This window comes from Paracoccus thiocyanatus (assembly GCF_900156255.1).
GTDB lineage: Bacteria > Pseudomonadota > Alphaproteobacteria > Rhodobacterales > Rhodobacteraceae > Paracoccus > Paracoccus thiocyanatus.
In genome coordinates, this window is sequence record NZ_FTMK01000029.1 from 1 (window position 1) to 22,852 (window position 22,852).

Genomic DNA, 22,852 nt, shown 5'->3' on the forward strand with positions numbered 1-22,852 from the left:
CCAGTTTCGAGGCGATGCCCGAGGAAAGCTGGGTATAGGCCGCCTCCAGCCCCGCCGACAGGCCGAAGCCGTTCGAGGCCAGGTTTTGCAGCGTCACCCAGATGCTGTCGGTCAGCGACATGCGGCCGCCGTAAAGCGCATTGGCCTCGATCGGGTCGACGATCGGCCCGCGCCGCCGGCGCAGCCGCACCAGCAGGGCGCTGAGCAGCCCGCCGGCGGCCGGGATCGCCAGCAGCGGCCAGCCCCGCTCCAGCCCGGCGCCGCTCAGGCCCTGGGCAAAGCCCACCCCGTAAAGCAGCCGGTGCAGCAGCGCCGCAAGGCTGCCCACCGCCGCCACCACCAGCCCAGAAAGCCCACCCGCCGCAATCCCCAGCAGGATAAGCCCGATCTCGTTGCCCCGCGCAAAGGCACGCCGCCGGAAAAGGGTCAGGCGGATGGCAACGGCCGGTCGATAACGTCTCGCGGACAAGGTTCGACCTCAGGCCATCCAGTTGCCGCCGTCCACGCCAAGGCATTGGGCGACGATATAGCCGGCCTCGGGCGTGGCAAGAAAGATCGCCATGCCGGTCAGGTCAGAGGCCCGGCCCATGCGGCCGAACGGCACCGATTCACCGACGATCCGCTTCTTTTCGCCCAAGGGGCGGCCTTCGTATCTGGCGAAGAAGGCATCGACCCCGTCCCAATGCTCGCCATCCACGACGCCGGGGGCGATGGCGTTGACGTTGATGCCATGCGCAATGAGGTTCAGCCCGGCGCTTTGCGTCATCGAGATCACCGCCGCCTTGGTCGCGCAATAGACCGAGACGAGGGCCTCGCCGCGCCGGCCGGCCTGGCTGGCCATGTTGATGATCTTGCCGCCCTGTCCGCGCGCGATCATGTGGCGCGCAGCCGCCTGCATGCAGAAGAAGGTGCCCGAGGCGTTGACGGCAAAGACCCGGTCGTAATCGGCGCGGGTGACTTCGGTGATCGGGGCGGCGGTGAACAGGGCGGCGTTGTTGACCAGGATGTCCAGATGGCCAAGCTTTTCGATGGCCTCGGCAAAGCCTATGTCGATGCTGTCCTGCGAGGTTACGTCCATCTGCACGGCTATGGCGTGCTTGCCCAGTTCGGCCGCGGCGGCGCGGGCGGCATCGGCATTGATGTCGGCCAGCGCGACGCGGGCGCCTTCGGCGATATAGGCGCGGGCGAATTCCAGCCCGATGCCGCGCGCCGATCCGGTGATGATGGCGGTCTTGCCTTGCAGTCTCATGTCAGGTTCTTTCCCGGTTCGAGATGCGGCGGACCCGTCTTGCAAAGGCAGGGCCGGGGCCGCGCATGTAATGGCGTTCAGGCCGGTATCCGCCGGCCAGAATGTGCAGCAATCGGCGCAAGCGGGCCGGCAGGGTCATTGCGCCAGCAGGTCGGGCGCGGCAATGCGCGCGCCGTCGCGGAACAGGTGCAGCTTGCCGGGCAGCGCCGTGACCCGGACCGAGCCGTCGGCGGCCTGCGCCAGGTCGCGGCCGCAGCGCACGATCATCAGCCCGTGGTCGGTGGCGACATGGGCCAGGCTGTCGCTGCCCAATTGTTCGACCAGGGTGATGCGGCCCGGCCAGCCGGAACCGTCGGCGGACAGCCGCAGGTCCTCGGGGCGGATGCCCAGCGTATCGCCGCCAAGCCCGCGCGCCACGGCGTCGCTGACGAAATTCATCCGCGGCGCGCCGATGAATCCCGCGACGAACGGCGTCTGCGGCGTGTCATATAGTTCCAGAGGAGAGCCGACCTGCTCGATCCGGCCCTTGTTCAGCACCACGATGCGGTCGGCCATGGTCATCGCCTCGACCTGGTCGTGGGTCACGTAGATCATCGTCGCGCCCAGGCGCTTGTGCAGCTCCATCAACTCGACCCGCATCTGGCCGCGCAAGGCGGCGTCGAGATTCGACAGCGGCTCGTCGAACAGGAAGACCTTGGGATGGCGCACGATGGCGCGGCCGATGGCGACGCGCTGGCGCTGGCCACCGGAAAGCTGCTTGGGCTTGCGATCCAGCAGCGGCGTCAGTTGCAGGATCTCGGCCGCCTCCGCCACGCGGGCGTCGATCTGCGCCGGCTCCGCCTTGGCCAGCCGCAGCGAGAAGCTGATATTGTCGCGCACGGTCATGTGCGGGTAAAGCGCATAGCTTTGGAACACCATGGCGATGCCCCGTTCCGAGGGCACCTTGCCGCTGACGTCCAGCCCGTCGATCTGCATCCGCCCCGAACTGGGCTGATCAAGCCCCGCGATCATCCGCAAGAGCGTGGACTTGCCGCAGCCCGACGGGCCGACCAGCACCGTGAACGAACCCGAGGGCACGGTCAGGTCCAGTTCCGGGATCACCTCGACGGCACCGAAAACCTTTCTGAGCTTGCTGATCCTGACTTCTGCCATGACCGTTTTCCTTTCAGTAATCGGAGATGCGTTGCGGGCCGGCGCCCGAGACCAGCATCATCGCCGAGAAGTGTTTCAACAGCAGGTCGGACTTCAGCGCAGCATGGTCGGCGCTGTCCCACAGGTCATGCAACTCGTCCGGGTCAGAGCCCAGATCGAACAGTTCTCCCTGCGCGGCATCGTGATAGACGCAGATCTTGTAGCGGCCGTCGAAATACATCGAGCCGCGCGAGCCCACGCTGCCTGGAAAGCGCAGCGCGTCCATGTATTCGCATAGCACGTGATCCTTGTGACGCCCCGGATCGGCCGCGCCGGTCAGCAAGGGCATCAGCGACTTGCCCTGGTCCTGCACCGGCTTTTCCAGCCCCGCCGCCTCGCAGATCGTGGCGGGAATGTCCACCAATTCGACCAGCGCGTCCGAAACCAGTCCTTCGCACACCCGACCGGGCATCGAGGCGATCATCGGCACATGCACCAGCCCTTCGTAGAAGCGGCAGCCCTTGTAGAGCAGCCCGTGATCGCCCAGCATCTCGCCGTGGTCGCTCATGAACAGGACCAGCGTGTCGCGGCGCTGTCCGGTCCTGTCCAGCCGCGCCACCAGCTTGCCCACCATGTCGTCGATCTGCGCAATCATCGCCATGTAGGCCGCGCGAATGCGCCGGATGTCATAGCTGTCTGGCGGGGTGTCGTGGCTGTAGTCGCCCCGTTGCGATGCATCGGGAACCAGGTTCGGATCGACCGGCTTGCGGGTCTGCTGATCCACGCCCGCCAGCTTGCGATGATGCGCCAGATCCGAGGGCGCAAAGACCGGCGCCGGCATTTGCGCCGGGTCGAAACGCTCGAACCAGGTTTGCGGCGGATCGAAGGGCGGGTGCGGATCATAGACGTTGATCGACAGCAGCCACGGCCGGGCGTCGCCGGCGCGGTCGATGAAATCCAGCGCCCGTTCCGTCGCCCAGGCGGTCTGGCTGTGTTCGGCGGGCACCGGATGCGTCACGATATCGTCGGCCGGCGCATAAGCCTGGGCGGCATCGACGCCCCTGGCCCTGAGCCAGTCGTGATAGTCGTGCCCCTCGGGCCAGTCCGGGTCGGGATGCTGCGACCAGTAGAATTCCTCGTAGCCGTCGGCCGCGGGGCGCTGTTCGACCCGGCCCTGCGCCGAGGACAGGTGCAGCTTGCCGATCAGCCCGGTGCGATAGCCGGCCTGGCGGAACACTTCGGGCACCAGGACCAGATGGTCGGGAAAGCCGGTATTGCCGTTACGCTGCACCTGATGCGCGATCGGATACATGCCCGTCAGGAACGAGGCGCGGCTGGGGGTGCAGATCGGGCTTTGGCAATAGGCGCGGCTAAAGGCGGTGCCCTGTTCGGCCAGCGCATCCAGATGCGGGGTCTGCGCGGCGGGAAAACCCAGACGGCGGATGGTGTCCCAGCGTTGCTGATCGGTGCAGATCCAAAGGATGTTGGGGCGGGTCATGGTTGCAGCCTTCCTTGCCGCTCCGCGACCTGCGGGGCAGCCTTCAAGAAACAGGTCGGTTTGGGGGCGGCGGGCGATGCGCTGGGGCACCGCCAGCCGGGGATCGTCAGTCGATATAGCCCGTGCGGCGGAACATCCGCTCGGTATCGGCCTGGGCCGCATCCAGCGCGTCTTGCGCCGAGCGGCGGCCGGTCACGACCTCTTGCAGCGCCAGGCCGACGCGGTCGCCCACGGCGCGGAACTCGGGGATCGGCAGCCGATAGAGCGGGTCACCATCGGCCAGCGCCTGGGCATAGGCCCTGGTGAACTCGCCATAGCCGAAATCGTAGCCGTGCTTTTCGGTGAATGCCGGATCATTCCAGACCGACTGGCGCGTCACCGCCAGGAACGAGCTGTTCAGCGTGACATCGGTGACGGTTTCCTTCGACGTGGCCCACAGCACGAAAGCCTGCGCGGCCTCGGCATTCTTCGAGCTTGCGCCCACCGCCCAGCCCTGGGCGTTGAAGGGTGCAAATCGCCCCGCCGGCCCGCCGGGGGGCGGCGCAAAGCCCAATTCGCCCTGCACCTTGGACAGTTCGGGGTCCAGGATGCGGCCCGCCAGCGGCGCGCCTTCGATCGCCATGGCGATATTGCCTTGCTGCATCGCCACCACGACCTCGTCATAGCCCGCCGAAACGGAACCGGGGATGCTGTAATCGTTCAGCAATTCGGCATAGATCTCGGTCGCGCGGACGGCTTCGGGCGAATTCAGGGTGGGGGTCATGTCCTGGGGATAGTCCTTGACCCAATGCCCGCCCTGGGCCAGCATGATCTGCGTCCAATACCAGACGTTTTCCGATGTATTGGGCTTGCCGCGCAGCGCCGTGCAGGGCGCGACGCCCTTTTCCTTCAGCGCCTTGCAGATCGAGAGCATGTCCTCGAAGGTCTCGGGCGCCTTGTCGAAGCCCGCCTCGGCCAGGACCGGACCGCGCCAATAGTTCAATTGGGTGGCGGCGAAATAGGGCACGCCCATCTGCTTGCCGTCATATTTGAAGGCTTCCAGCGTCGTCGGGATGAAATCGGCGCCGTCGAAGCCTTCCATTGCTGCGATGGCATCGTCGAAAGGCGCAAGCCGGCCCGCCGCCGCATAGCGCGGCACGTCCGAGGCTTCCAGGAAGAACACGTCATAGGCGGGCGAGCCGGTCGAAAGTTCGACCCCGATCTTTTGCACCGCCTGCCCAAAGGCATAAAGATCGAACTGGACATCCGCGCCGGTCTCTTCCTCGAAGGCGGCGACGCGCTTCTCGATCTCGGCGTCCCAGGGCTGCTGGGTGCTGAGGACGCGCAGCGTCACGCCCTCATAAGGCTTGTCCTGTGCCAGCGCGGTGGTGGCGGCAAGGCCGGCCAGCACGCCCACGGCGGCAAGCAGTCTTGCAGTGGTCGGAATGCGCATCTCGTTTCCTCCTGTTCGATGCGATGGCGGCGCTTATCCCTTCACCCCGCCGGCGGCGGTCTGGATGAAGTATTTGCGGATGGCGACGGCGAAGACGGCGACGGGCAGCAAGATGATGATGCCGGCGGCGGCGATCTTGCCCCATTCGGTGCCCTGATAGGCCATGTAGTTCAGGATCGCGACGGCGGCGGTCTTGGCCTCGACCTGGGTCAGGGTCAGCGCGAACAGGAATTCGTTCCACGAGAAGATGAAGACCAGGATCGCGGCCGAAACGATGCCCGGCGCCGCCATGGGCAGCGATACCCGCAGAAAGGTCTGCCAGCGCGTCGCGCCGTCGACGACGGCCGCCTCTTCGATCTCAAGCGGGATGGCGTCGAAAAAGGCGATCAGGATCCAGATCGCCAGCGGCGCGGTGAAGACCGTGTTGATGACGATCAGCCCGGTCCGCGTATCCATCAGCCCGATCTGGTTAAAGGCCACGAAATAGGGGATCACGAAGATCATCCCCGGCGCGGCCCGCACCAGCAGCACCCAGGACAGAAGCCCCGCCTTGGCGACCGAGCGCAAGCGCGACAGCCCATAGGCCGCAGGCAGCGCCAGCAGCATCGAGGCCAAGACCGTTCCCGCCGAGACCAGGATCGAGTTCAGGAACGACCGCAGGAAGGTCTTGTCCGACAGCACCTGGCGATAATTTTCCAGCGTCACGTCGCCGACCAGCACCGGCGGCTTGGCGAAGATGCCAAGCGGGCCCTTGAACGACGATGACAGCATCCACAGGATCGGCGCCAGCAGGAAGGCGATGAACAGCGCCGCCACGCCGTAGCAGAACAGCTTTTCGCGGGTGCGCAGCATCACCTTGCCTCCTTCGCTTCGCGCCGGGCGATGCCGACCAGGAACGGCGCGCAAAGCGCCATCATCACGATGAAGAAGCTGACGATGATGGTCGCCGCATAATCCACGCGCAGGTATTCGAAGCCGTTGACATAGGCCAGGTAGTTGACCGGCTCGGTCGATCCGGCAGGCCCGCCGCCGGTCAGCACGAAGATGATCGGAAAGATCGCCAGCGCCTCCAGGATGCGAAACACCGTCACGGTGATGATCGCCGGGCGCAGCTCGGGCAGCGAGATGTGCCAATGCGACTGGAACCAGCTTGCCCCGTCGATGCGCGCGGCTTCGTATTGGTCGTCGCCGACGGATTCCAGCGACGACAGGAACAGCAGCGCCACAAAAGGCGTGCCCGTCCAGACCGAGGCGACGATGACGACCGCCAGCGCACTGGACGGCATGCTGAGCAGGTCCAGCGACATGTCGGCGCCAAAGACGCCGCCCAGCCAGGCCAGTCCGCCGGCGCCGGGCACGATGAACAGCTTCCAGATCAGGCCGCTGACGGCAGGCGGGATCACCGCGGGCAGCAGGAAGGCCATGCGCATCCAGCGCGTGCCCGCCAGCTTTTCCTTAAGCACCATGGCCAGAAGCAGCCCGATGGCGATCTGGGCCGCGACCGGGATGAAGATCAGTTCGGCCGTCACCACGGCCGAGTTCCAGAACCGGCTGTCGGCCATCAACTCGGCATAGTTTTCTAGCCCGACGAACATCGGCGGGCCGGGCATCGTCAGGTTGATATAAAGCAGGCTGATGCCGAAGGTCGCAAGGATCGGCGTGACCGTGATTGCCCCAAGCGTCAGAAACGTCGGCAAAATGAACGACCACAGCCCTTTGTTAGAGCTGACGGACATGCGGCTTCCTCCCTCGGCGTATTTCCTGCGACGAAAAGCCACAGCAGGGGTGTTTATGCAAATGCCAAAACTGGATACGGTATCAGGAAATTGAATGATCGGATGATTGATGGACGATTACCTGCGCTTCCTTGCCGTGGCCGAACACCGCAACATCTCGCGCGCGGCCGAGGCGCTGAACATCTCGCAACCGGCGCTGTCGCGCACGATCCGGTTGCTTGAGGACCGCTATGGCACCCCCCTGTTCGAGCGCACGCCGCAGGGGGCCGAACTGTCGGATGCCGGCAAGACGCTATACATCTATGCCAGCCGGGCGGTGCGCGCCCTGAACAACGCGCGCGAGGACATCGACCACAGCCTGCACCAGACCCGGTTAATCCTGCCGATTTGTTCTGGCGATAGCTGGGGTTACGGCATTCTGCCGCATGTCATCGAAAGCTATCGCCGCGACAATCCCGAGGTCTCGATCCATCTCGACGTGATCGAACATGACGCGCGGATGCGGGGGTTGGAAACCCGGCGCCACGACGTGGCCTTCGGTGTGATCTCGCCGGAATACCTGAAGGGCGGCGCCTACGGTTTCGAGCCGATCATCTGCGCGAAATACGACATTTACTGCGACGCCTCGCATCCGCTTTTGCGCCAGGACCGCATCACCGAAGCCGACCTTCTTGCGGAAAGCTGGATCAATCACAAATTCGAATACGACTACGATCCCTCTTCGGCGCTGCGCTCAAGGCGGCGCTACGTGCTGCGCACCAACGCGCTGGTGCCCGCCATCGAGGCGCTGCGCGGGTCGCGCCTGCTGATCTCGACCGCCAAGACGCTGGGGGCGTTATTCGCCCGGTCCGGCATCGTGCGCCTGACCGAGGACGACGAAAGCCCGGATTTCGTCTCGGGCGTGATCAGCCAGCAAGCCGCACCGCTGCGCCCGCATACCCGACGCTTTATCGCCGCGGTCAGGGCTTACTGCCAAGCGCAGGGATTTCAACCCCGTGACCGGCCGTGACGGCCTTTGGTCCCACGGCCGGCGGGCACAGGTCAAGGCTTTCTCGCCTGCGATGCGCCCGGTCCAGGGCGCATCGCGATGCGGGTCAGCTTTGCCCCAGCCATTCCTTGATGCGGTCGGGATGGTCCGCGATATATTTCTCGACCGCGGCCTCGTACGAGGTTTCCTGCGCCTCGAACATGCTGGCTTCCAGCTCGGCGATGGGCAGGTTCATCCGCGACAGGAAGGCCGCGACCTCGGGATGCTCGGCCTTGAAATCCTTGGCCGACAGGATGTCCACATGCTCGGCCGCGCCAAGCGAGCCCTTGGGGTCGTCGATATAGCGCAGCTCGTATTTCCCGAACATCCAGTGCGGGCTCCAGGCGGTTGCGACGAACCAATCCTCGGAGCGCATGCCGCGGTCCACGGTGGTCAGCATCCCGGCCTCGCTGGAGATCTGAAGCTCATAGTCCAGGCCGTAATCGCTGATCGCCTGCTGCGACAGCCGGGTCAGGCCGGCGCCGGGGTCGATGCCCTGCACCATGCCGCCCAGCTTTTCCTTGACCTCGTCCTTGTTCAGGTCCTCGATCGAGGCGATGTCGCTTTCGGGGATATAGGTGGGTACGACCCAGCCCAGTTTGGCGCCGTCATAGATGGTGCCCAGGGTTTCCACGTCATCCTTGATGCGGGCGTAATAGTCGGCATGGGTTTCGGGCAGCCATGCCATCATCATCAGGTCGATGTCGCCGCGCGACAGGCCCTGGTAAAGCGGCGCGACATCGGTCTGGATCAGTTCGACCTGGGTGTCCAGGTTGTCCTCGATCAGCTTCTCGGCCAGCTTGGTGACGAATTCGGCATCCGACCATGCGGCCCAGCCGATCCTGACCGGCTCGCCGTCCTGGGCGAATGCGCCGGTCATCGAGGCGCCCGCCGCAGCGGCGGACAGCGCGACGATCTTGAAGGTCTTGAACATGGGTTCTCCTTATGGGTTTCAGGAGTTCGGGCAGGGCGCAGGCCCCGCCATTGGTTCGGCCAAGGTTAGCCGCCGGCAGATTTTCCGGCGGGCGATGCAGCGGCCGAGCGAAGGGAAAGGCGGCGGAAGAGGCCCGATCCGCCCTTGCCCAAACTTTGCGTGATCCGGTCCAGGATCACCGCCAGGACGACGACCGCAAGGCCGCCTTCGAAGCCGGCGCCCACATCAAGGCGCTGGATGCCGGTCAGGACGTGGTTGCCCAGCCCCCCCGCCCCGATCATCGAGGCGATGACCACCATCGACAAGGACAGCATGATGGTCTGGTTCACCCCCGCCATGATCGAGGCCATGGCGTTGGGCAGTTGCACCTTGAACAGCAACTGCCAGGGCGTGCAGCCAAAGGCCAGCCCGGCCTCGACATATTCGGGGTGGACCTGGCGGATGCCCAGGTTGGTCAGCCGGACCATGGGCGGCATGGCGAAGATCACCGTGGCGATGGTGCCCGGCACCACGCCCAGGCCAAAGAACATCGCCGCCGGTATCAGATAGACAAAGGCCGGCATGGTCTGCATCAGGTCAAGCACCGGGCGCACCAGGCCGGCGACCCGCTGGGACCGCGCCATGGCGATGCCCAGGGGAATGCCCAGCACCACCGCGATCAGCGTGGCCGACAGGACCAGCGCCAGGGTCTGCATCATGGCCCGCCACAGGCCCATATGTTCGACCAGCGCCAACGCCAGCAGCGCGAAGACCGCGAATTTCCAGCCGACGCGCCACAGCGACAGCAGGGTCAGGATGACGATCCCGGCCAGCGAGGGAATCGCGACCAGAAGATCCTGCACGCCATTGGCGACAAAGCCGATCGTGGCCGCGATCGCGTCGAGCGCCGGGGTGAAATTGTCCAGGATGTAATTGACGACGATATCGGCCCCTTGTCCGATACTGAAATCCAGCTTCATGATGCTATCCGTTCCGTTCGGCTCAACCGGCGCGGTCAAGGGTTTCAAGAAGCGAGGACTTGCTGATCGAGCCGATATAGCGGCCGTCCTCTTCCACGACGGGCAGCGGCCAGCGGCTTTCGGCGACCCGGCCCAGGATGTTGGACAGGGGTTCGGCGGCCGGGATCGGATGGTGTTCCGGCAAGAAGGCCTCGCGATAGGGATCGGCGGCCTGGCCACGCAGCTTTTCCACCAGCAGGTCCTGGCTGATCATGCCGTGATAGCGCCCGTCCCGCCCCACCAGCACCGCGAAGTCATGGCCCGAGCGTTCCATCTGCCGCAGGGCCGAGGCCGCCGAGACCCCGTGGCGTTCGATGATCGTCAGGCGGCTTTTGCGGGCAATGTCGCGGGCCTTAAAGACCTGCGAGACATCGACATTGCGAAAGAACGACCGCACATAATCGTTCGCCGGCTTGGACACGATTTCATCGGGGGTGCCGATCTGCACGATGCGCCCATGCTGCATGATGCAGATGCGGTCACCGATGCGCATGGCCTCGTCCAGGTCATGGCTGACAAAGACGACGGTGCGGCTGCTTTCGGCCTGTAGCCGGATCAGCTCGTCCTGCATTTCGGTGCGGATCAGCGGGTCGAGGGCCGAAAACGCCTCGTCCATCAGCAGGATGCCCGGCTCGGTCGCCAGGGCGCGGGCCAGGCCCACGCGCTGCTTCATGCCGCCCGAAAGCTCGTCCGGGCGGCTATGCGCATAGGGGGTCAGGCCCACCGCCTCCAGCGCCGCCATGGCCTTGTCCTTGCGCTGTCCCTCGGCCATGCCCGAGACCTCCAGCCCGAAGGCCACATTGTCCAGAACGCTGCGATTGGGCAACAGGGCAAAGGACTGGAACACCATGCTCATTTCCCGGCGCCGCAGGGTGATCAGGTCGCGCCGGGACATGCGGGTGATGTCCTGCCCCCCGATCTCGATACTGCCGGACGTGGGTTCGATCAGGCGGTTCAGCAGCCGCAACAGCGTGGACTTGCCCGAACCCGACAAGCCCATGATGACGAAGATTTCGCCCGAAAGGATCTCGAAACTGGCATTGTCAACGCCGATCGTGCATCCGGTCGCGGCGAGGATGTCGGACTTCGCCTCTCCGGCCACGGCCATTTTCAGTGCGCGCTCCGGCTCGTCGCCGAAGACCTTGTAGATGTTTCTTGCCCGAACTTTCACGCTGGACGAGCCATCGTGACCAGTCTGCAAATCTGACAAAAGCGAACTCCAAACAATGTTGCCGGCCCGCTTGTCCGTGCAGGCCGCCTTGCATTCATTCCATTGCGATCAAGGCGCGAAGACCATGCCTTCAAGCGCAAACCGGACCATTCCGGCGATCATCCCCAGTGCATTGATCATAATCCACCACGCCCGAGTGTCCACCCGTTTGCGGGAAATGATCCTTGCCGGCGGTGCCAGGTGGGCTGTTTTCCCGGCCAGGATCACGAAGAAAGGCCGGATGGCCGGCACCGGCCCCTGGGAAACGCGTTCCATGTCGCACGGCTTTCGTGACGCCAGCCGCGCCGCCGCGCCCCTGGCTCAGGCCATTGCCGGTCGGGGCAGGGCGGTTCGATCCATGCCCCAGGATCTGACGTCTGCGCCGCTGGGCGACTGAAAGACCGACAGGCCGAATTCCGGCAGGACAGAGATCAGATGGTCGAAGATATCCGACTGGATGGCTTCGTAATCCGCCCAGGCAATGGTTTTCGTGAAGCAGTATATTTCCAGCGGCAGCCCCTCTGGCCCTGGTTGCAGCTGGCGCACCAGGATGGTCATGTCCTGGTGGATTCCCGGATGGGCGCGCACATAAGCCTCTACATAGGCGCGGAATGTGCCGATATTGGTGATGCGGCGCGTGTTCGCGGTCACGGCGCCCTTTTCGCCAAGCCTGCTGTTCCATTCCCTCAACTCTAGCTGCTTTCGCTTCAGATAGCTTTCCAGCAGGCGAAAGCGGCTTAGCCGCCCGATCTCTTCTTCTGACAGGAAACGGATGCTGGTCTGGTCAAGGTTGACCGAACGCTTGATGCGGCGCCCGCCCGCCTCCTGCATGCCGCGCCAGTTCTTGAAGGATTCCGTCACCAGCTTGCGGATCGGAATCGTGGTAATGGTCTTGTCCCAGTTCTGCACCCGAACGGTGTGCAGGGCGATTTCGACGACATCGCCATCCGCGTCCAGGGCCGGCATTTCTATCCAATCGCCCACGCGCACCATGTCGGTCGAGGAAATCTGGATCCCCGCGACCAGCGACAGCAGCGTGTCCTGAAACACCAGAATCAGAACCGCGGCCATGGCGCCCAGCCCCGACAGCAGGATAAGCGGAGAGCGGTCGATCAGCGTCGCGATCATCAGGATCGCGGCGATCGCATAGATGGCGATCTTGACGATCTGGATATAGCTTCTGATCGGTTTCAGCCTTGCGGCCGGGCGGCGGTGATAGATGGTGTCCACCACGTTCAGGGCCGCGGCCAGCGCCATGGCCAGCGTCACGATGATAAAGGCATTGGCTACGTTGCGAACGATGGTGACGGCGGCCGCCGGCAAATGCGGCACCAAGGCGATACCCGAGGCAATGACGAAAGCCGGCATGATATTGGCCAGGCGCTCGATCACGCCGTGGCGGCGCAGTTCTTTGTCGCGTCCATAGACCGTGCGGCCCAGAACGTGATTGAGAACGCGCAGCAAGATCTTCTTGACGACGAAATTGGCGAAAATCGCAGCTATCGCCAGCATGGCCAAAGCCGCGAGCGTGTAGATCCAGGGATGGGCGGTCAGAAAATCTTGCAGCGGTTCCGTCATTATTCCGGCATTCTCGTTTGTTGACAGCGAAGGGCGGGCCCATCCGCCTATAGCCGGAACGCGCAGAATATTGAACCGCAGCAAGCGGGGACCGTGCCGCGCAGCAGGCAGGGCGGCGGCAAGCCATATCAAGGATCATATTCGTTCCTGCGCACCTTATAATCGCGAGGCGATCTCATAGGCTTCGCGCGTTGCGCCCCGCAACGGCATGTCCGACGCCTTTCGCCGCGACTTCCTGATCACGCATTCCTTCAATCCGCCCCGCTGATGCCGCGGCCCGAGATCGTCTTGACCCCGAAAACCGATCCGGCGCTATTGCAGCGCGGCGGGCGGCGCAGCAAGTGCTGGGCAAGACCGTCATCGACCGTGGTCCCGGACCTGACCGGCAAGCTCTGATCGCTTCTTTCGTGGCCAAATATCCTGGGGGGAGCGACCCCGCGGCCCCATCAAGGGGCCGTGGGGACGCGGGGGGCAAAGCCCCCCTGGGCCGACCAGGACAACCTGAGACCGCGCGGCACCAGGCCGCGCGTCGATCAGAAGCATCGGCGATGCCGCAATGGCCGACGCCACCCCACGATGAACATGCCGCCATGCAGGGCGCGATTTCCCTGCTCCTTCGCCGAACCGGTCGATAGAGCCGGAATTTAGACCGGCTGCGGTCTATGCAATTTCGCCTGGCGCGGTCCGCGGCCGCGGGCTGTCCGTCGAGAGGCTTGCGACGGCCTTGTCTAGGGCAGTCAAACCCTGCTGCAAGGCCGCCCTGTCGGCTTCGGACATGGCCCCCAATATCTGGTCGGCACGCGCCGCAACGCCCGAGAAGGCCGCGCCGAACAGCGCCCTGCCGCTTTCGGTGATGGCGTATTGCCGCAGGCGGCGGTCGCTGCTCAGGATCTCGCGCGTGATCAGACGCTTTGCCTCCAGCCGCGTGGCGGCCCGGCTGACCTACACCTTGTCCAGCGAAGTGCGCTGAGAGATTTGCAGCGAGTTAAGAGAGCCGGCGTCCTCCAGCAGGAACAGCAATCGCCACTCTTCCCGCGAGAGACCGTGTTCGCGCCCATAGACTTCGACAAGCTGGCGCGAAAAGGCTTCGGCAACCACGGCAAGCCGATAGGGAAAAAAGGTCTCGATACGCATATTGGCCTCTTTTGCTGTCGGCTGGTGCAGATGCCCCGCCCGCCCAGCCATAGCAAGCGAAACGGGACATTGCGGTCAAGCCACGAGGTAGAGGGACAGGGCCGGAACCGCGATGATCAGCGCCAGCCGCACGATATCGGCCGCCCAGAACACGAAGACGCCCCGGAAGATCGTCCCCAGCGTGACGTCGGGCAGGACCGAACGCAGCACAAAGACGTTCATGCCGATCGGCGGCGTGATCAGGCTGATTTCCGTCACCACCACGACAATGATCGCGAACCAGATCAGCACCATGTCCGGGTCCTGAAGGATTTGCAGCCCGAAATCCAGGTCCACCACCAGGGGATAGAATACCGGAACCGTCAGCAGGATCATCGACAGGCTTTCCAGAAAGCAGCCCAGGACCACATAGATCGCCACGATGACCAGCAGCACGACCCAAGGCGACAGGCCAAGATCTCCGACGATATCCGACAAGGTGTCTGGCAGGCCCGCGAAGGTGATGAAATTGCCAAAGATCTCGGCACCGATGATGATGGCAAAGATCATGGCCGAAGCGGTGGCGCTGTCAAGAAAGGCGGTCCAGAGCGCGGCGCGGGTCAGCCCGCCCGTCACCAGCGCGATCAGCAAAGCCGCCGCCGCGCCCATTCCCGCGGCTTCGATCGGCGTGAAGAACCCGCCATAGATGCCGGCCATGATGAACACGAACAGGGCCAGCACGGCCACGACGCTGATGGCGTCCCTGCGGGTCAGCGGGTGGACCTCGCCGACCTTGGGCGCCAGCTCCGGCTTCAGCCGCACCGCCACCATCACGGCCAGCAGGTAGCCGATGATCCCGACGATGCCGGGAATGATGCCGGCCAGGAACAGCTTGCCGATATCCGCCTCGGTCAGCAGGCCGAAGATGATCAGCACCACCGAAGGCGGGATCAGGATGCCAAGCGTCCCGCCCGCTGCGATGGCGCCGGTTGCAAGGCTGTCGGAATAGCCAAAGCGCCGCATCGAGGGCATGCTGACCTTGGACATGGTCGCGGCGGTGGCCAGCGACGATCCGCAGACCGCAGAAAAGCCGCCGCAGGAAAGGACGGTGGCCATGGCAAGGCCGCCGCGCATCCTGCCGAACACCCGGTCCGCCGCCGCGAACAATCCCTGCGCGATGCCCGACCCCGCCAGGACGTTGCCCATGAAGATGAACAGCGGCACCACGGACAGGGAATAGTTCAATCCCGTCTCGTAGACCGCGTTGCCAATCATCGCGCCGGCCGGGGTCCAGCCCCGCATGATCGCAAAGCCCACGCCCCCGACCAAGGCCATCGCAAAGGCGATCGGCACCCGCGCAAAGACCAGCACCAGCAGGACGGCAAGAGCAATCAGGGAAAGGGTCATGGCGTTCCTTTCGGCAGCAGCATGACAACGGCCGACAGGGCGCAACTGCCCGCCGCCAGAAAGGCCAGGGGCGCCATCGGCAGCAACAGCGAGGCGCTGTGCGTGCCTTCGTGCATCTGGGCGACGCCCAGCAACGCCAGGCGCCAGGTGAAATAGCCCAGGACGACGGCCGAGACGATCCCGGCCAGCCGTCCCAGAAGGTCTTGGAGCCATTTGGGAAACAGGTGCAGCGCCAGATCGACCTCGACATGGCCGCCATCAGCGGAAGTCAGGGGCAGCGCCACGAAGACAAGCGCGGCAAGCAGTATCTGCGTCAGTTCGTAAGCCGCGCCGAAGGGGCGGTTCATCAGATAGCGGCCGATCACGTCGATGCAGGTCACGCCGATCAGCATCGCGATCAGCAAAGCGGCAACCGCCGCCAGCACGCGATACCAGCCGGCCTGCCGATGCGGCGTCCGGCCCGGAATCATGTCCGGGGCCGGCTCTTCCGAAAAGGGGCAGGAGGAGGGGGTCATTCGACCTTGACCCCGGTCATCTCGCGGAATGCCGCCAGGGCGGCGGCGCCGTCATGCTCGCCCAGGCTTTCTGCCCATGCCTGTTCGATCTTCGTGGCAGCCTCGTGCAGCGCGGTCACGACCTCGGGGCTGGCCTGATAGAATTCGACCGCGTCGCCGACTTCCTGCTTGGCGGCGGTGTCGGCGTCGTTCCAGGCCTGGCCCACGCGTTCGGCAAAGGCTTCGCCAGAGATGGCGTCGATGGCTGCGCGATCTTCGGCGGACAGGCTGTTCCACTTGCCTTCGTTGATCACGAAAAACCAGGTGGTGTTGTAGATGCCGCCGGGAACCGTCATTGAATACTTGATGTGGTCGGTCAGGTTGAAGGCGGTCATGGCTTCATAGGTGAAGGCCACGCCGTCGATGACGCCGCGGGACAGTTTCTCATAGACCTCGGGCGAGGACATGAAGAGCGGCGAGGCCCCGAGCGCCGAGACCAGTTCGCCAACATAGCCGCCGGGAACGCGGATCTTCATGCCCTGCATGTCGGCCGGCGTTTCGATCTTGCGGACGTTGTTGTGCAAAAGGCCGGGGCCGTGCATGAACAGGCCCAGAAGATGCGTGCCCGCATGTTCTTCGGCCGCATCCAGCTTGCCGCCATAGATCGACCAGAAGGCCTTGGAATTGGCGACGGCGTCGTCGCCCAGAAAGCTGAACTGGCCCAGTTGCGCCCGGTTGAAGCGGTTGTCCTCGGTAAAGGAATGCAGGCCATAGGTGATGTCCGCGATCCCGTCGCGCGCCATGTCGAAATGCGCGGGCGGGCTGCCAAGCGGCTTGCCCATGATGCGGACCGTCACGCGGCCCTCGGTCACGCGCTCGACGTCTTCGGCCCAGGGCTGGAAGGCGTTGACGACGACCGGATGCTTGGGCGGCAGCCAGGACGACATGATCAGTTCTTCGGCCGCCAATGGCATGGCGGACAGGATCAGGCCCGCAAGGGTCAGGTGGATCGGTTTCATGCTCTCTCCCTCAATGACCCTTGCCTCCTGCGCAGGTCGAAATGGTCCGGATGGGCGGCCGCAAAGGCCGGATGTGCCGCGCAGGCGCGCGCCACGGCGGAAATGCGGGGCAGGTGGCTGAAACCCACGCCCCAGCGGGTCGCATTGTAAAGCTGCGGGATCAAGGTGCAGTCGGCCATGGACGGCGCGTCATACTGGCAGAAGCGGCCGACGAAGCCGGGGTGATCCAGCATCGCCTCGATCGACAGCAATCCGCTTGCGATGTTGTCCTGGTTCCAGTCCGCACGCGCTTCGGCGCCTGCCAGCGCCTCGACCCGTGCCAGCACCGCAAGGTTCGAGACGGGGTGGATCTCGCAGGCGATGGCCAGCGCCAGTGCGCGGACATGGGCCCGCGCGGCAGGTGCGGATGGCAGCAAGGGCGGCTGCGGGCGCGTCTCGTCCAGATAGTCCAGGATCGCCAGCGATTGCGTCAGCACCAGCCCGTCGATCTGTAGCGCGGGCACCAGACCCTGCGGGTTCACCGCCAGATGCCGGGGATGCCGCTGGTCGCCGGCCACCAGATCGACCGACACCCGGTCGAAGGCGATCCCCTTGAGATTCAGCGCGATCCGCACCCGGTAAGAGGCCGAGGACCGCCAATAGTCGTGCAGGACCGGCTTCGCCTTGGGCTGGGCAGCCATCGGCGTCATTCCTGCGCCGGGATGATCTTGCCGGTGCAGGGACCAAAGCCGATGCGATAGCCGTCCCCCTGGGCATATCCGTATAGGCCGATCTCGTCGCCGTCCTCGATGAAGGTGCGTTGTTCGGCGCCGACCTGAACCGGCGTCTTGCCGCCCTGCGTCATTTCAAGCAGCGCGCCGGTCTGGTCAAGCGCCGGGCCCGAAATGGTGCCGGTCCCCAGCAGGTCGCCCACCCGCATCGGACAGCCGGAAACCGCGTGATGCGCGAGTTGCTGCGCCGAGGAATAATACATGACGTTGTAGTTCGTCTGCGCCATGCGCTGGCCGTTCATGGTCCAGCCAAGCGTCAGATCATAGAAACCGGGCCGTTTTTCCTGAAGATAGGGCAGCAGCGGGTTCAGGCGTTCCGCGCCTTCGCAGCGGAACGGCTCCAGCGCCGCCTGCGTCACGATCCAGGGGCTGATCGTGGTGCCAAGCGCCTTGGACTGGAAAGGACCAAGCGGCTGGTATTCCCAGGCCTGGATGTCGCGCGCCGACCAGTCGTTCAGCAGCACATAGCCGAAGATCATGTCCTCGGCCTGGTCCACGCCGATGCGCTGTCCCATCCGGCTGCCGGCGCCGACGATGGCGCCCAGTTCCATTTCCAGGTCCAGGCGGCGGCAGGCGGTCCACAGGGGCCCGTCTTCGCCCTTGACCTGACCCATCGGCCTGCGGATCGGCGTGCCGGATACCACCACCGAGGACGCCCGGCCGTTATAGCCGATGGGCATATGCGTCCATTGCGCGGGCAGCGCGTTTTCCGGCCCCCGGAACAGCACGCCCACGTTGAAGGCGTGGTTCCGGGACGCATAGAAATCGGTGAACTCGGCCACCCGGATCGGCAGGTGCAGGGTTGCATCGGCCATCGGCACCAGCGGCAGGCTGCGGTCGCCGTCCTCGGCAAGCAAGGTGGTAAGCCGGGTCCGCATGTTGTCCCAGGCGCCGCGCCCCTGGTCGATGAAGTCGTTCAGCACCGGCCGCCCGAACGCACCCCCGGCGTCGACCAGCCCGCGCGCCTCGCATTCCGCCAGATCCAGGATCATGTCCCCGATCGCGACCCCGCAGCGCGGCGCCTGTCCGCCCACCGAGAACACGCCATAAGGCAGGTTCTGGATCGGAAAGTCGCAATCGGCTTCATTTGCGGCAGCGACCCAGCTGCGCAGGGGTTGATCGACCATCAGGTGCCTCTTCAGTCTGTTTTCCTGCTGTTTCCGGGCGACCCGGAAAGTTGCATTTGAAACCAGTAGCAGGATTTGTTTCAGATGCAATAAGATTCTTGGACTGAGGAAAACGCCGTGGCAGACGGCCGGACAACCAGCGAAACGCCGCGATCGCCGGGCGGGTTTGGGGGGACAGGGCAGCCCAGGTGTCAGGCAGGACGATTCGCGGCGACGGAAGCGGAGGGCCGGCGCATCGCGACAGGGTGCTATTGCGCCCCGCCGGCGAAGGCCATGGCGGGGGCGGATGCTGGCCAGATGGCGGCAGCGGTGCGGGATGGCCGCACCGCTGCCGGGGTTCACTTCACGCCCGGCGTTCCGTCGAACTTCTTGGTAAGCTGGTTCCAGACTTCGACATATTCCTCTTGCATGGGCGCTTCCCTGGCGGCGAACTGGGTCAGATGCTGGGGAAAGCGGGTCTCGAACATGAAGGACATGGTGTTGTCCAGCTTTTCCGGCTTCAGTTCCGCGTTGCTCGCGCCTTCGAACGCGTCGCGGTCGGGACCGTGGGGCAGCATGCAATTGTGCAGGCTGATGCCGCCGGGCGCAAAGCCCTGCGGCTTGGCGTCATACTGGCCATAGATATTGCCCATCAGTTCGGACATGATGTTCTTGTGATACCAGGGCGGACGGAAGCTGTGCTCAGCGACCATCCAGCGCTCGCGGAACAGCACGAAGTCGATATTGGCGGTGCCTTCCTGCCCGGACGGCGCGGTCAGCACGGTAAAGATCGACGGGTCGGGATGGTCGAACAGGATCGCGCCCACCGGCGAATAGGTCCGCAGGTCGTATTTATAGGCGCAGTAGTTGCCGTGCCAGGCCACCACGTCCAGCGGGCTGTGGTCGATGAAGCTTTCGTGGAACTGGCCGCACCATTTGATGACCACGCGCGACCGGGTCTCGCGGTCCTCGAAGGCCGCGACGGGGCATTTGAAGTCGCGCGGGTTCGCCAGGCAGTTGGCGCCGATGGGTCCGCGGCCCGGCAGGTCGAACTTCTGGCCGTAATTTTCGCAGACGAAGCCGCGGGCCGGGCCCTCCAGCACCTCGACCCGGTAAACGAGCCCGCGCGGGATGATGGCGATCTCCTTCGGCTCCAGGTCGATGACGCCCAGTTCGGTGCAAAAGCGCAGCCGGCCTTCCTGCGGCACGACCAGCAGTTCGCTGTCGGCGGAAAAGAAGTATTCGTCCTGCATCGACCGCGTGACCAGATAGACATGCGACGCCATGCCGACCTGGATGTTCACATCGCCGGCTGTGGTGATGGTGCGCATCCCGGTGATCCAGGTCAGGTCCTGATCCGGCACGGGAATCGGATCCCAGCGGTATTGGCCCAGGCTGACGATGCCGTCGTCGATATTGGGCGCGGTCTTCCAATAGGGCACGTCGATCGGGCTGAAACGTCCGGTGTGATGGACCGATGGGCGGATGCGATAGCACCAGGTCCGCTCGTTCTGGCCGCGCGGGGCGGTAAAGGCCGTGCCCGACAACTGCTCGGCATAAAGGCCATAATTGCATTTCTGCGGGCTGTTCTGGCCCTGGGGCAGGGCGCCGGGCAGCGCCTCGGTTTCGAAGTCGTTGCCAAAGCCGGGCATGTAGCCTTCATGCGTGCCGGTCGTGCCCGTGGCGCGGATCATGCCGCGCGGCAGGTCGTGGGTGGTCATTCGGGTTCCTCCTGCATATTCGTTGACGTTGCAACGATATTGGCCCCGCCGCCCCGTTCTTGTCAAGCCTGTTGCATATGCAACGGATATGGGGTGGTCTGCCTGGAAAGGAGGCTACGATGACATTCCAACTGGACCAGTTCCTGCCCTATCGGCTTTCGGTCGCCGCCGCCGAGGTCAGCCGGCGCTTTGCCGCCCGTTATGCCGCCATTGCCGGCCTTAGCGTCCCGGAATGGCGCGTGATGGCGCATCTTAGCCATTCCGGCGCGGTCAGCGTGCGCGACATCACGCGGCAGGTGAACCTGGACAAGTCCGTGGTCAGCCGCGCTGCAAGCCGCCTGCAAGAGGCCGGCCATGTCGTCAAGTCGGGGCATGACGGCGACCGGCGGCTGATCGCGCTGGAGTTGACGCCGCAGGGCGAGGCGCTGATGAAGCGGCTTTCCGCTGTTGCCGACGAATTCCAGAATGAGCTGCGCACCCTGCTGGGCAACGACATCGCGGGTTTCGAACGCGGCCTGGCGCGGATCCTGGCCCAAGGGGACGACTGACCGAAGCCGCGGCCCCCTTGCGCCCTGGGTCACCGAATCTGAAAGGCCGCGCGATGTTGCGGAAATCCCCGCCGCTCAGTGCATGATCGCCGCCAGCAGGTCGTTGGACTTGCTTATCCCCAGCTTCTGATAGGCCCGCTGGCGATAGGTCAGGACGGTGCTTACACCCAGGGCCAATTCTTCGCCGATCGCGCGAGCCGTTTGCCCAGCGATAGTGCGGGCGCAGATTTCCCGTTCGCGCGCCGTCAGGACCGGATAGGCCTGCGCCAGCCGGTCCTGCACCTCTGCCAGCAAGGGGGCGGGCGACTGGGCAAGGCGGGTCAGGCCGGTCATCGCCAGTTGGGCCAGCGCGCCTAGTTGCGCCATATCCGGTTCAGCGGCATCGCGGCGCTGATAAAAGGTCACGACCAGCGCGTGATCCGCCCTGCACCAGCCAAAGCAGATCTTTTCGGCAAATCGCGGACGGTCAAAGCAAAGGCTGCGATAGGCGCCCAGGCTGATGGCCTGGGCCGGGATCCGGCACGCGAAGCCGTTGCCGGGGCGGGTGGCCCGGCGCGCTTGCGCAACCGGATCGCTGTGGTGAAAGCGGCGGGCATAGGCGCGGGCACGTTCGGCCACGTCCCCAAGACGGCTGGCAGAGGCCAGTATCCGCGGCACATCGTCGCCGACGCGATAGGCGAACAATTCCTCGATGCCGGCGGTGCTGTTCGCGATCTCCAGAAGCCGGGTCGCGAAGAGCTGATTGTCACGGGCCCCCAGAAGGTCCGCCGCCGCGTCCGGGTCGAAAAGCCCGCAGTTCTGCATCTTGCCGGTCCCCTGTTCGCGCCACGCGGCGGTCTGTCGATAGACATAATGACATACAGGCCGGATTCGTTTCAATAGAAATGGCTTTGACAGCAGCAAAGCATGGAAGCGAGAACATGACCAAGCCCTTCGCCTCTTCGACCGATACCGAAACCAAGACCGATACATTGGAAATCCTGGGCAAGGGCGTCTATGCCCTGACCGCCGAGGGCGATCCCAATGTCGGTGCCATCGAAGGCGAGGACTTCGTCGTCGCCATCGAATCCCGCGCCACCCCGGCGGCGTCGCGCGACTGGCTGAGGATCCTGCGCGAACAGACCGACAAGCCGGTCCGTTACCTGGTGCTGACGCATTACCATGCGGTCCGCGTCCTGGGCGCCAGCGCCTTTGACGCCGGCGACATCATCATGTCGGACGCCTCGCGCGAGCTGGTGGCCGAGCGCGGCGAGCAGGATTGGAAAAGCGAATTCGGCCGCATGCCGCGCCTGGCGAAGAATGCCGAGGAAGTGCCCGGCCTGACCTGGCCGACCATCACCTTTGCCACCGAACACGATATCGACCTGGGCGGCGATCGCGGCAAGCTGGAACTGCGCTTCCTTGGCCGGGGACACACCGGAGGCGACATCGCGGTCTGGCACGACAAGACCCGGACCCTTTTTGCCGGGGACCTGGTCGAGGCCAAGGCGGCGCTTTACACCGGCGATGCCTATCATTTCGACTGGGCCGGCAGGACGCTGGACAACGTCAAGGCCTATCGGGCCGAGAACCTGATCGGCGGGCGCGGGGCGGTGGCGCGCGGCGTGGCGCAAACCGATGCGGCGGTCGAGCAGACCCGCAAGTTCTTGAACGGCATGATCGAGAATGTCGGCCGCGCGCACAAGGCCGGCGGTTCGCTTCGCGAAGCCTTCGAGGCGACGCGCGATGCCCTGGCGCCCGAGTTCGGATCCTGGCCGATCTTCGAGCATTGCCTGCCGTTCGACGTCCAGCGTCTTTGGGACGAATATGACGGGATCGAACATCCCCGCATCTGGACTGCCGAGCGCGACCGCGAGGTCTGGGACAAGCTTCAGAACTGAT

At 64.7% G+C, this 22,852-nt stretch carries 24 protein-coding genes and 1 pseudogene; 5 read left to right on the plus strand and 20 right to left on the minus strand.

Annotated features, from left to right (window positions below):
* From F3H32_RS15500 to F3H32_RS15530, 7 genes and pseudogenes are all read right to left on the minus strand, one after another.
* Positions 1–469, minus strand: a pseudogene (locus tag F3H32_RS15500) (chloride channel protein); the annotation flags it as partial.
* A 9-nt stretch (positions 470–478) separates the two neighbouring features.
* A complete protein-coding gene (locus tag F3H32_RS15505; RefSeq protein ID WP_149766612.1) occupies positions 479–1,249 on the minus strand; it encodes an L-iditol 2-dehydrogenase in 771 nt (256 codons plus the stop codon).
* A gap of 135 nt (positions 1,250–1,384) precedes the next feature.
* Positions 1,385–2,401 carry an ABC transporter ATP-binding protein gene (locus F3H32_RS15510; protein WP_149766613.1) on the minus strand — a complete coding sequence of 339 codons (1,017 nt, stop codon included), beginning with the start codon at positions 2,399–2,401 and terminating at the stop codon, positions 1,385–1,387.
* A gap of 13 nt (positions 2,402–2,414) precedes the next feature.
* The gene (locus F3H32_RS15515; RefSeq protein ID WP_149766614.1) at positions 2,415–3,878 is read right to left on the minus strand and encodes a sulfatase family protein; all 1,464 of its coding nucleotides are present in this window, start codon (positions 3,876–3,878) and stop codon (positions 2,415–2,417) included.
* A 106-nt stretch (positions 3,879–3,984) separates the two neighbouring features.
* Positions 3,985–5,310, minus strand: a complete 1,326-nt coding sequence (locus tag F3H32_RS15520; RefSeq protein ID WP_149766615.1) for an ABC transporter substrate-binding protein — start codon at positions 5,308–5,310, stop codon at positions 3,985–3,987.
* A gap of 33 nt (positions 5,311–5,343) precedes the next feature.
* Positions 5,344–6,162 (minus strand): carbohydrate ABC transporter permease, encoded by an 819-nt coding sequence (locus F3H32_RS15525; RefSeq protein WP_115756147.1) that lies wholly within the window; start codon positions 6,160–6,162, stop codon positions 5,344–5,346.
* On the minus strand, positions 6,162–7,046 hold the full coding sequence (locus F3H32_RS15530) for a carbohydrate ABC transporter permease (RefSeq protein ID WP_149766616.1): 885 nt from the start codon (positions 7,044–7,046) through the stop codon (positions 6,162–6,164). The genes F3H32_RS15525 and F3H32_RS15530 overlap by 1 nt, the downstream gene beginning before the upstream one ends.
* A 109-nt stretch (positions 7,047–7,155) precedes the next feature.
* Here F3H32_RS15530 and F3H32_RS15535 point away from each other — a divergent pair, with 109 nt between their 5' ends.
* Positions 7,156–8,055: a LysR family transcriptional regulator gene (locus tag F3H32_RS15535; protein ID WP_115756145.1), complete on the plus strand. Its 900-nt coding sequence runs from the start codon at positions 7,156–7,158 to the stop codon at positions 8,053–8,055.
* A gap of 85 nt (positions 8,056–8,140) precedes the next feature.
* On the opposite strand, the gene F3H32_RS15540 is transcribed toward F3H32_RS15535, so the two are convergent.
* The 5 genes from F3H32_RS15540 to F3H32_RS15560 form a co-directional block, all read right to left on the minus strand.
* Positions 8,141–9,007, minus strand: coding sequence for a glycine betaine ABC transporter substrate-binding protein (locus F3H32_RS15540; protein ID WP_149766617.1), 867 nt, complete (start codon positions 9,005–9,007; stop codon positions 8,141–8,143).
* A gap of 65 nt (positions 9,008–9,072) precedes the next feature.
* Positions 9,073–9,966 carry an ABC transporter permease gene (locus F3H32_RS15545; protein WP_149766618.1) on the minus strand — a complete coding sequence of 298 codons (894 nt, stop codon included), beginning with the start codon at positions 9,964–9,966 and terminating at the stop codon, positions 9,073–9,075.
* A gap of 22 nt (positions 9,967–9,988) precedes the next feature.
* Entirely contained in the window at positions 9,989–11,176 is a 1,188-nt protein-coding gene (gene proV, locus F3H32_RS15550) for a glycine betaine/L-proline ABC transporter ATP-binding protein ProV (RefSeq protein ID WP_149766619.1), read from the minus strand.
* Positions 11,177–11,284: 108 nt separating this feature from the next.
* A complete protein-coding gene (locus F3H32_RS15555; protein WP_149766620.1) occupies positions 11,285–11,491 on the minus strand; it encodes a hypothetical protein in 207 nt (68 codons plus the stop codon).
* Positions 11,492–11,536: 45 nt separating this feature from the next.
* Positions 11,537–12,793: a mechanosensitive ion channel family protein gene (locus F3H32_RS15560; RefSeq protein WP_149766621.1), complete on the minus strand. Its 1,257-nt coding sequence runs from the start codon at positions 12,791–12,793 to the stop codon at positions 11,537–11,539.
* Positions 12,794–13,060: 267 nt separating this feature from the next.
* Between F3H32_RS15560 and F3H32_RS18120 the strand changes: the two genes are divergently transcribed.
* Together F3H32_RS18120 and F3H32_RS17965 are read left to right on the plus strand one after the other, a co-directional pair.
* Complete coding sequence (locus tag F3H32_RS18120; RefSeq protein WP_262494993.1) at positions 13,061–13,189, plus strand: hypothetical protein; 129 nt, start codon at positions 13,061–13,063, stop codon at positions 13,187–13,189.
* 379 nt (positions 13,190–13,568) lie between these two features.
* Positions 13,569–13,763: a hypothetical protein gene (locus F3H32_RS17965; RefSeq protein WP_223191492.1), complete on the plus strand. Its 195-nt coding sequence runs from the start codon at positions 13,569–13,571 to the stop codon at positions 13,761–13,763.
* Here F3H32_RS17965 and F3H32_RS17970 read toward each other — a convergent pair.
* The 7 genes from F3H32_RS17970 to hmgA form a co-directional block, all read right to left on the minus strand.
* Positions 13,736–13,927 (minus strand): hypothetical protein, encoded by a 192-nt coding sequence (locus tag F3H32_RS17970; RefSeq protein ID WP_223191493.1) that lies wholly within the window; start codon positions 13,925–13,927, stop codon positions 13,736–13,738. The genes F3H32_RS17965 and F3H32_RS17970 overlap by 28 nt on opposite strands.
* A 75-nt stretch (positions 13,928–14,002) precedes the next feature.
* Positions 14,003–15,313, minus strand: coding sequence for a TRAP transporter large permease (locus F3H32_RS15570; protein ID WP_149766622.1), 1,311 nt, complete (start codon positions 15,311–15,313; stop codon positions 14,003–14,005).
* The gene (locus F3H32_RS15575) at positions 15,310–15,828 is read right to left on the minus strand and encodes a TRAP transporter small permease (protein WP_149766623.1); all 519 of its coding nucleotides are present in this window, start codon (positions 15,826–15,828) and stop codon (positions 15,310–15,312) included. The genes F3H32_RS15570 and F3H32_RS15575 overlap by 4 nt, the downstream gene beginning before the upstream one ends.
* Complete coding sequence (locus F3H32_RS15580) at positions 15,825–16,826, minus strand: TRAP transporter substrate-binding protein (RefSeq protein ID WP_149766624.1); 1,002 nt, start codon at positions 16,824–16,826, stop codon at positions 15,825–15,827. The genes F3H32_RS15575 and F3H32_RS15580 overlap by 4 nt, the downstream gene beginning before the upstream one ends.
* A complete protein-coding gene (gene maiA, locus F3H32_RS15585) occupies positions 16,823–17,506 on the minus strand; it encodes a maleylacetoacetate isomerase (RefSeq protein ID WP_149766625.1) in 684 nt (227 codons plus the stop codon). Before maiA ends, F3H32_RS15580 begins: the two co-directional genes overlap by 4 nt.
* 5 nt (positions 17,507–17,511) lie before the next feature.
* Positions 17,512–18,723: a fumarylacetoacetase gene (gene fahA / locus F3H32_RS15590; RefSeq protein WP_149766626.1), complete on the minus strand. Its 1,212-nt coding sequence runs from the start codon at positions 18,721–18,723 to the stop codon at positions 17,512–17,514.
* Between the two features lie 338 nt (positions 18,724–19,061).
* Positions 19,062–20,423, minus strand: coding sequence for a homogentisate 1,2-dioxygenase (gene hmgA, locus F3H32_RS15595; protein WP_149766627.1), 1,362 nt, complete (start codon positions 20,421–20,423; stop codon positions 19,062–19,064).
* A gap of 119 nt (positions 20,424–20,542) precedes the next feature.
* Here hmgA and F3H32_RS15600 point away from each other — a divergent pair, with 119 nt between their 5' ends.
* Entirely contained in the window at positions 20,543–20,971 is a 429-nt protein-coding gene (locus F3H32_RS15600) for a MarR family winged helix-turn-helix transcriptional regulator (RefSeq protein WP_149766628.1), read from the plus strand.
* Positions 20,972–21,046: 75 nt separating this feature from the next.
* Here F3H32_RS15600 and F3H32_RS15605 read toward each other — a convergent pair whose 3' ends face one another.
* Positions 21,047–21,775, minus strand: coding sequence for a response regulator transcription factor (locus F3H32_RS15605; RefSeq protein WP_149766629.1), 729 nt, complete (start codon positions 21,773–21,775; stop codon positions 21,047–21,049).
* 116 nt (positions 21,776–21,891) lie between these two features.
* Between F3H32_RS15605 and F3H32_RS15610 the strand changes: the two genes are divergently transcribed.
* Positions 21,892–22,851: an MBL fold metallo-hydrolase gene (locus F3H32_RS15610; RefSeq protein ID WP_149766630.1), complete on the plus strand. Its 960-nt coding sequence runs from the start codon at positions 21,892–21,894 to the stop codon at positions 22,849–22,851.
* The last annotated feature ends 1 nt before the right edge of the window (position 22,852 follow it).

Coding starts and splice junctions, on each gene's coding strand:
- F3H32_RS15505 (WP_149766612.1), bottom strand. CDS start 1,249: ATGAGACTGCAAGGCAAGACCGCCATCATCACCGGATCGGCGCGCGGC.
- F3H32_RS15510 (WP_149766613.1), bottom strand. CDS start 2,401: ATGGCAGAAGTCAGGATCAGCAAGCTCAGAAAGGTTTTCGGTGCCGTC.
- F3H32_RS15515 (WP_149766614.1), bottom strand. CDS start 3,878: ATGACCCGCCCCAACATCCTTTGGATCTGCACCGATCAGCAACGCTGG.
- F3H32_RS15520 (WP_149766615.1), bottom strand. CDS start 5,310: ATGCGCATTCCGACCACTGCAAGACTGCTTGCCGCCGTGGGCGTGCTG.
- F3H32_RS15525 (WP_115756147.1), bottom strand. CDS start 6,162: ATGCTGCGCACCCGCGAAAAGCTGTTCTGCTACGGCGTGGCGGCGCTG.
- F3H32_RS15530 (WP_149766616.1), bottom strand. CDS start 7,046: ATGTCCGTCAGCTCTAACAAAGGGCTGTGGTCGTTCATTTTGCCGACG.
- F3H32_RS15535 (WP_115756145.1), top strand. CDS start 7,156: ATGGACGATTACCTGCGCTTCCTTGCCGTGGCCGAACACCGCAACATC.
- F3H32_RS15540 (WP_149766617.1), bottom strand. CDS start 9,007: ATGTTCAAGACCTTCAAGATCGTCGCGCTGTCCGCCGCTGCGGCGGGC.
- F3H32_RS15545 (WP_149766618.1), bottom strand. CDS start 9,966: ATGAAGCTGGATTTCAGTATCGGACAAGGGGCCGATATCGTCGTCAAT.
- F3H32_RS15555 (WP_149766620.1), bottom strand. CDS start 11,491: ATGGAACGCGTTTCCCAGGGGCCGGTGCCGGCCATCCGGCCTTTCTTC.
- F3H32_RS15560 (WP_149766621.1), bottom strand. CDS start 12,793: ATGACGGAACCGCTGCAAGATTTTCTGACCGCCCATCCCTGGATCTAC.
- F3H32_RS18120 (WP_262494993.1), top strand. CDS start 13,061: ATGCCGCGGCCCGAGATCGTCTTGACCCCGAAAACCGATCCGGCGCTA.
- F3H32_RS17965 (WP_223191492.1), top strand. CDS start 13,569: ATGGCCCCCAATATCTGGTCGGCACGCGCCGCAACGCCCGAGAAGGCC.
- F3H32_RS17970 (WP_223191493.1), bottom strand. CDS start 13,927: ATGCGTATCGAGACCTTTTTTCCCTATCGGCTTGCCGTGGTTGCCGAA.
- F3H32_RS15570 (WP_149766622.1), bottom strand. CDS start 15,313: ATGACCCTTTCCCTGATTGCTCTTGCCGTCCTGCTGGTGCTGGTCTTT.
- F3H32_RS15575 (WP_149766623.1), bottom strand. CDS start 15,828: ATGACCCCCTCCTCCTGCCCCTTTTCGGAAGAGCCGGCCCCGGACATG.
- F3H32_RS15580 (WP_149766624.1), bottom strand. CDS start 16,826: ATGAAACCGATCCACCTGACCCTTGCGGGCCTGATCCTGTCCGCCATG.
- maiA (WP_149766625.1), bottom strand. CDS start 17,506: ATGGCTGCCCAGCCCAAGGCGAAGCCGGTCCTGCACGACTATTGGCGG.
- fahA (WP_149766626.1), bottom strand. CDS start 18,723: ATGGTCGATCAACCCCTGCGCAGCTGGGTCGCTGCCGCAAATGAAGCC.
- hmgA (WP_149766627.1), bottom strand. CDS start 20,423: ATGACCACCCACGACCTGCCGCGCGGCATGATCCGCGCCACGGGCACG.
- F3H32_RS15600 (WP_149766628.1), top strand. CDS start 20,543: ATGACATTCCAACTGGACCAGTTCCTGCCCTATCGGCTTTCGGTCGCC.
- F3H32_RS15605 (WP_149766629.1), bottom strand. CDS start 21,775: ATGCAGAACTGCGGGCTTTTCGACCCGGACGCGGCGGCGGACCTTCTG.
- F3H32_RS15610 (WP_149766630.1), top strand. CDS start 21,892: ATGACCAAGCCCTTCGCCTCTTCGACCGATACCGAAACCAAGACCGAT.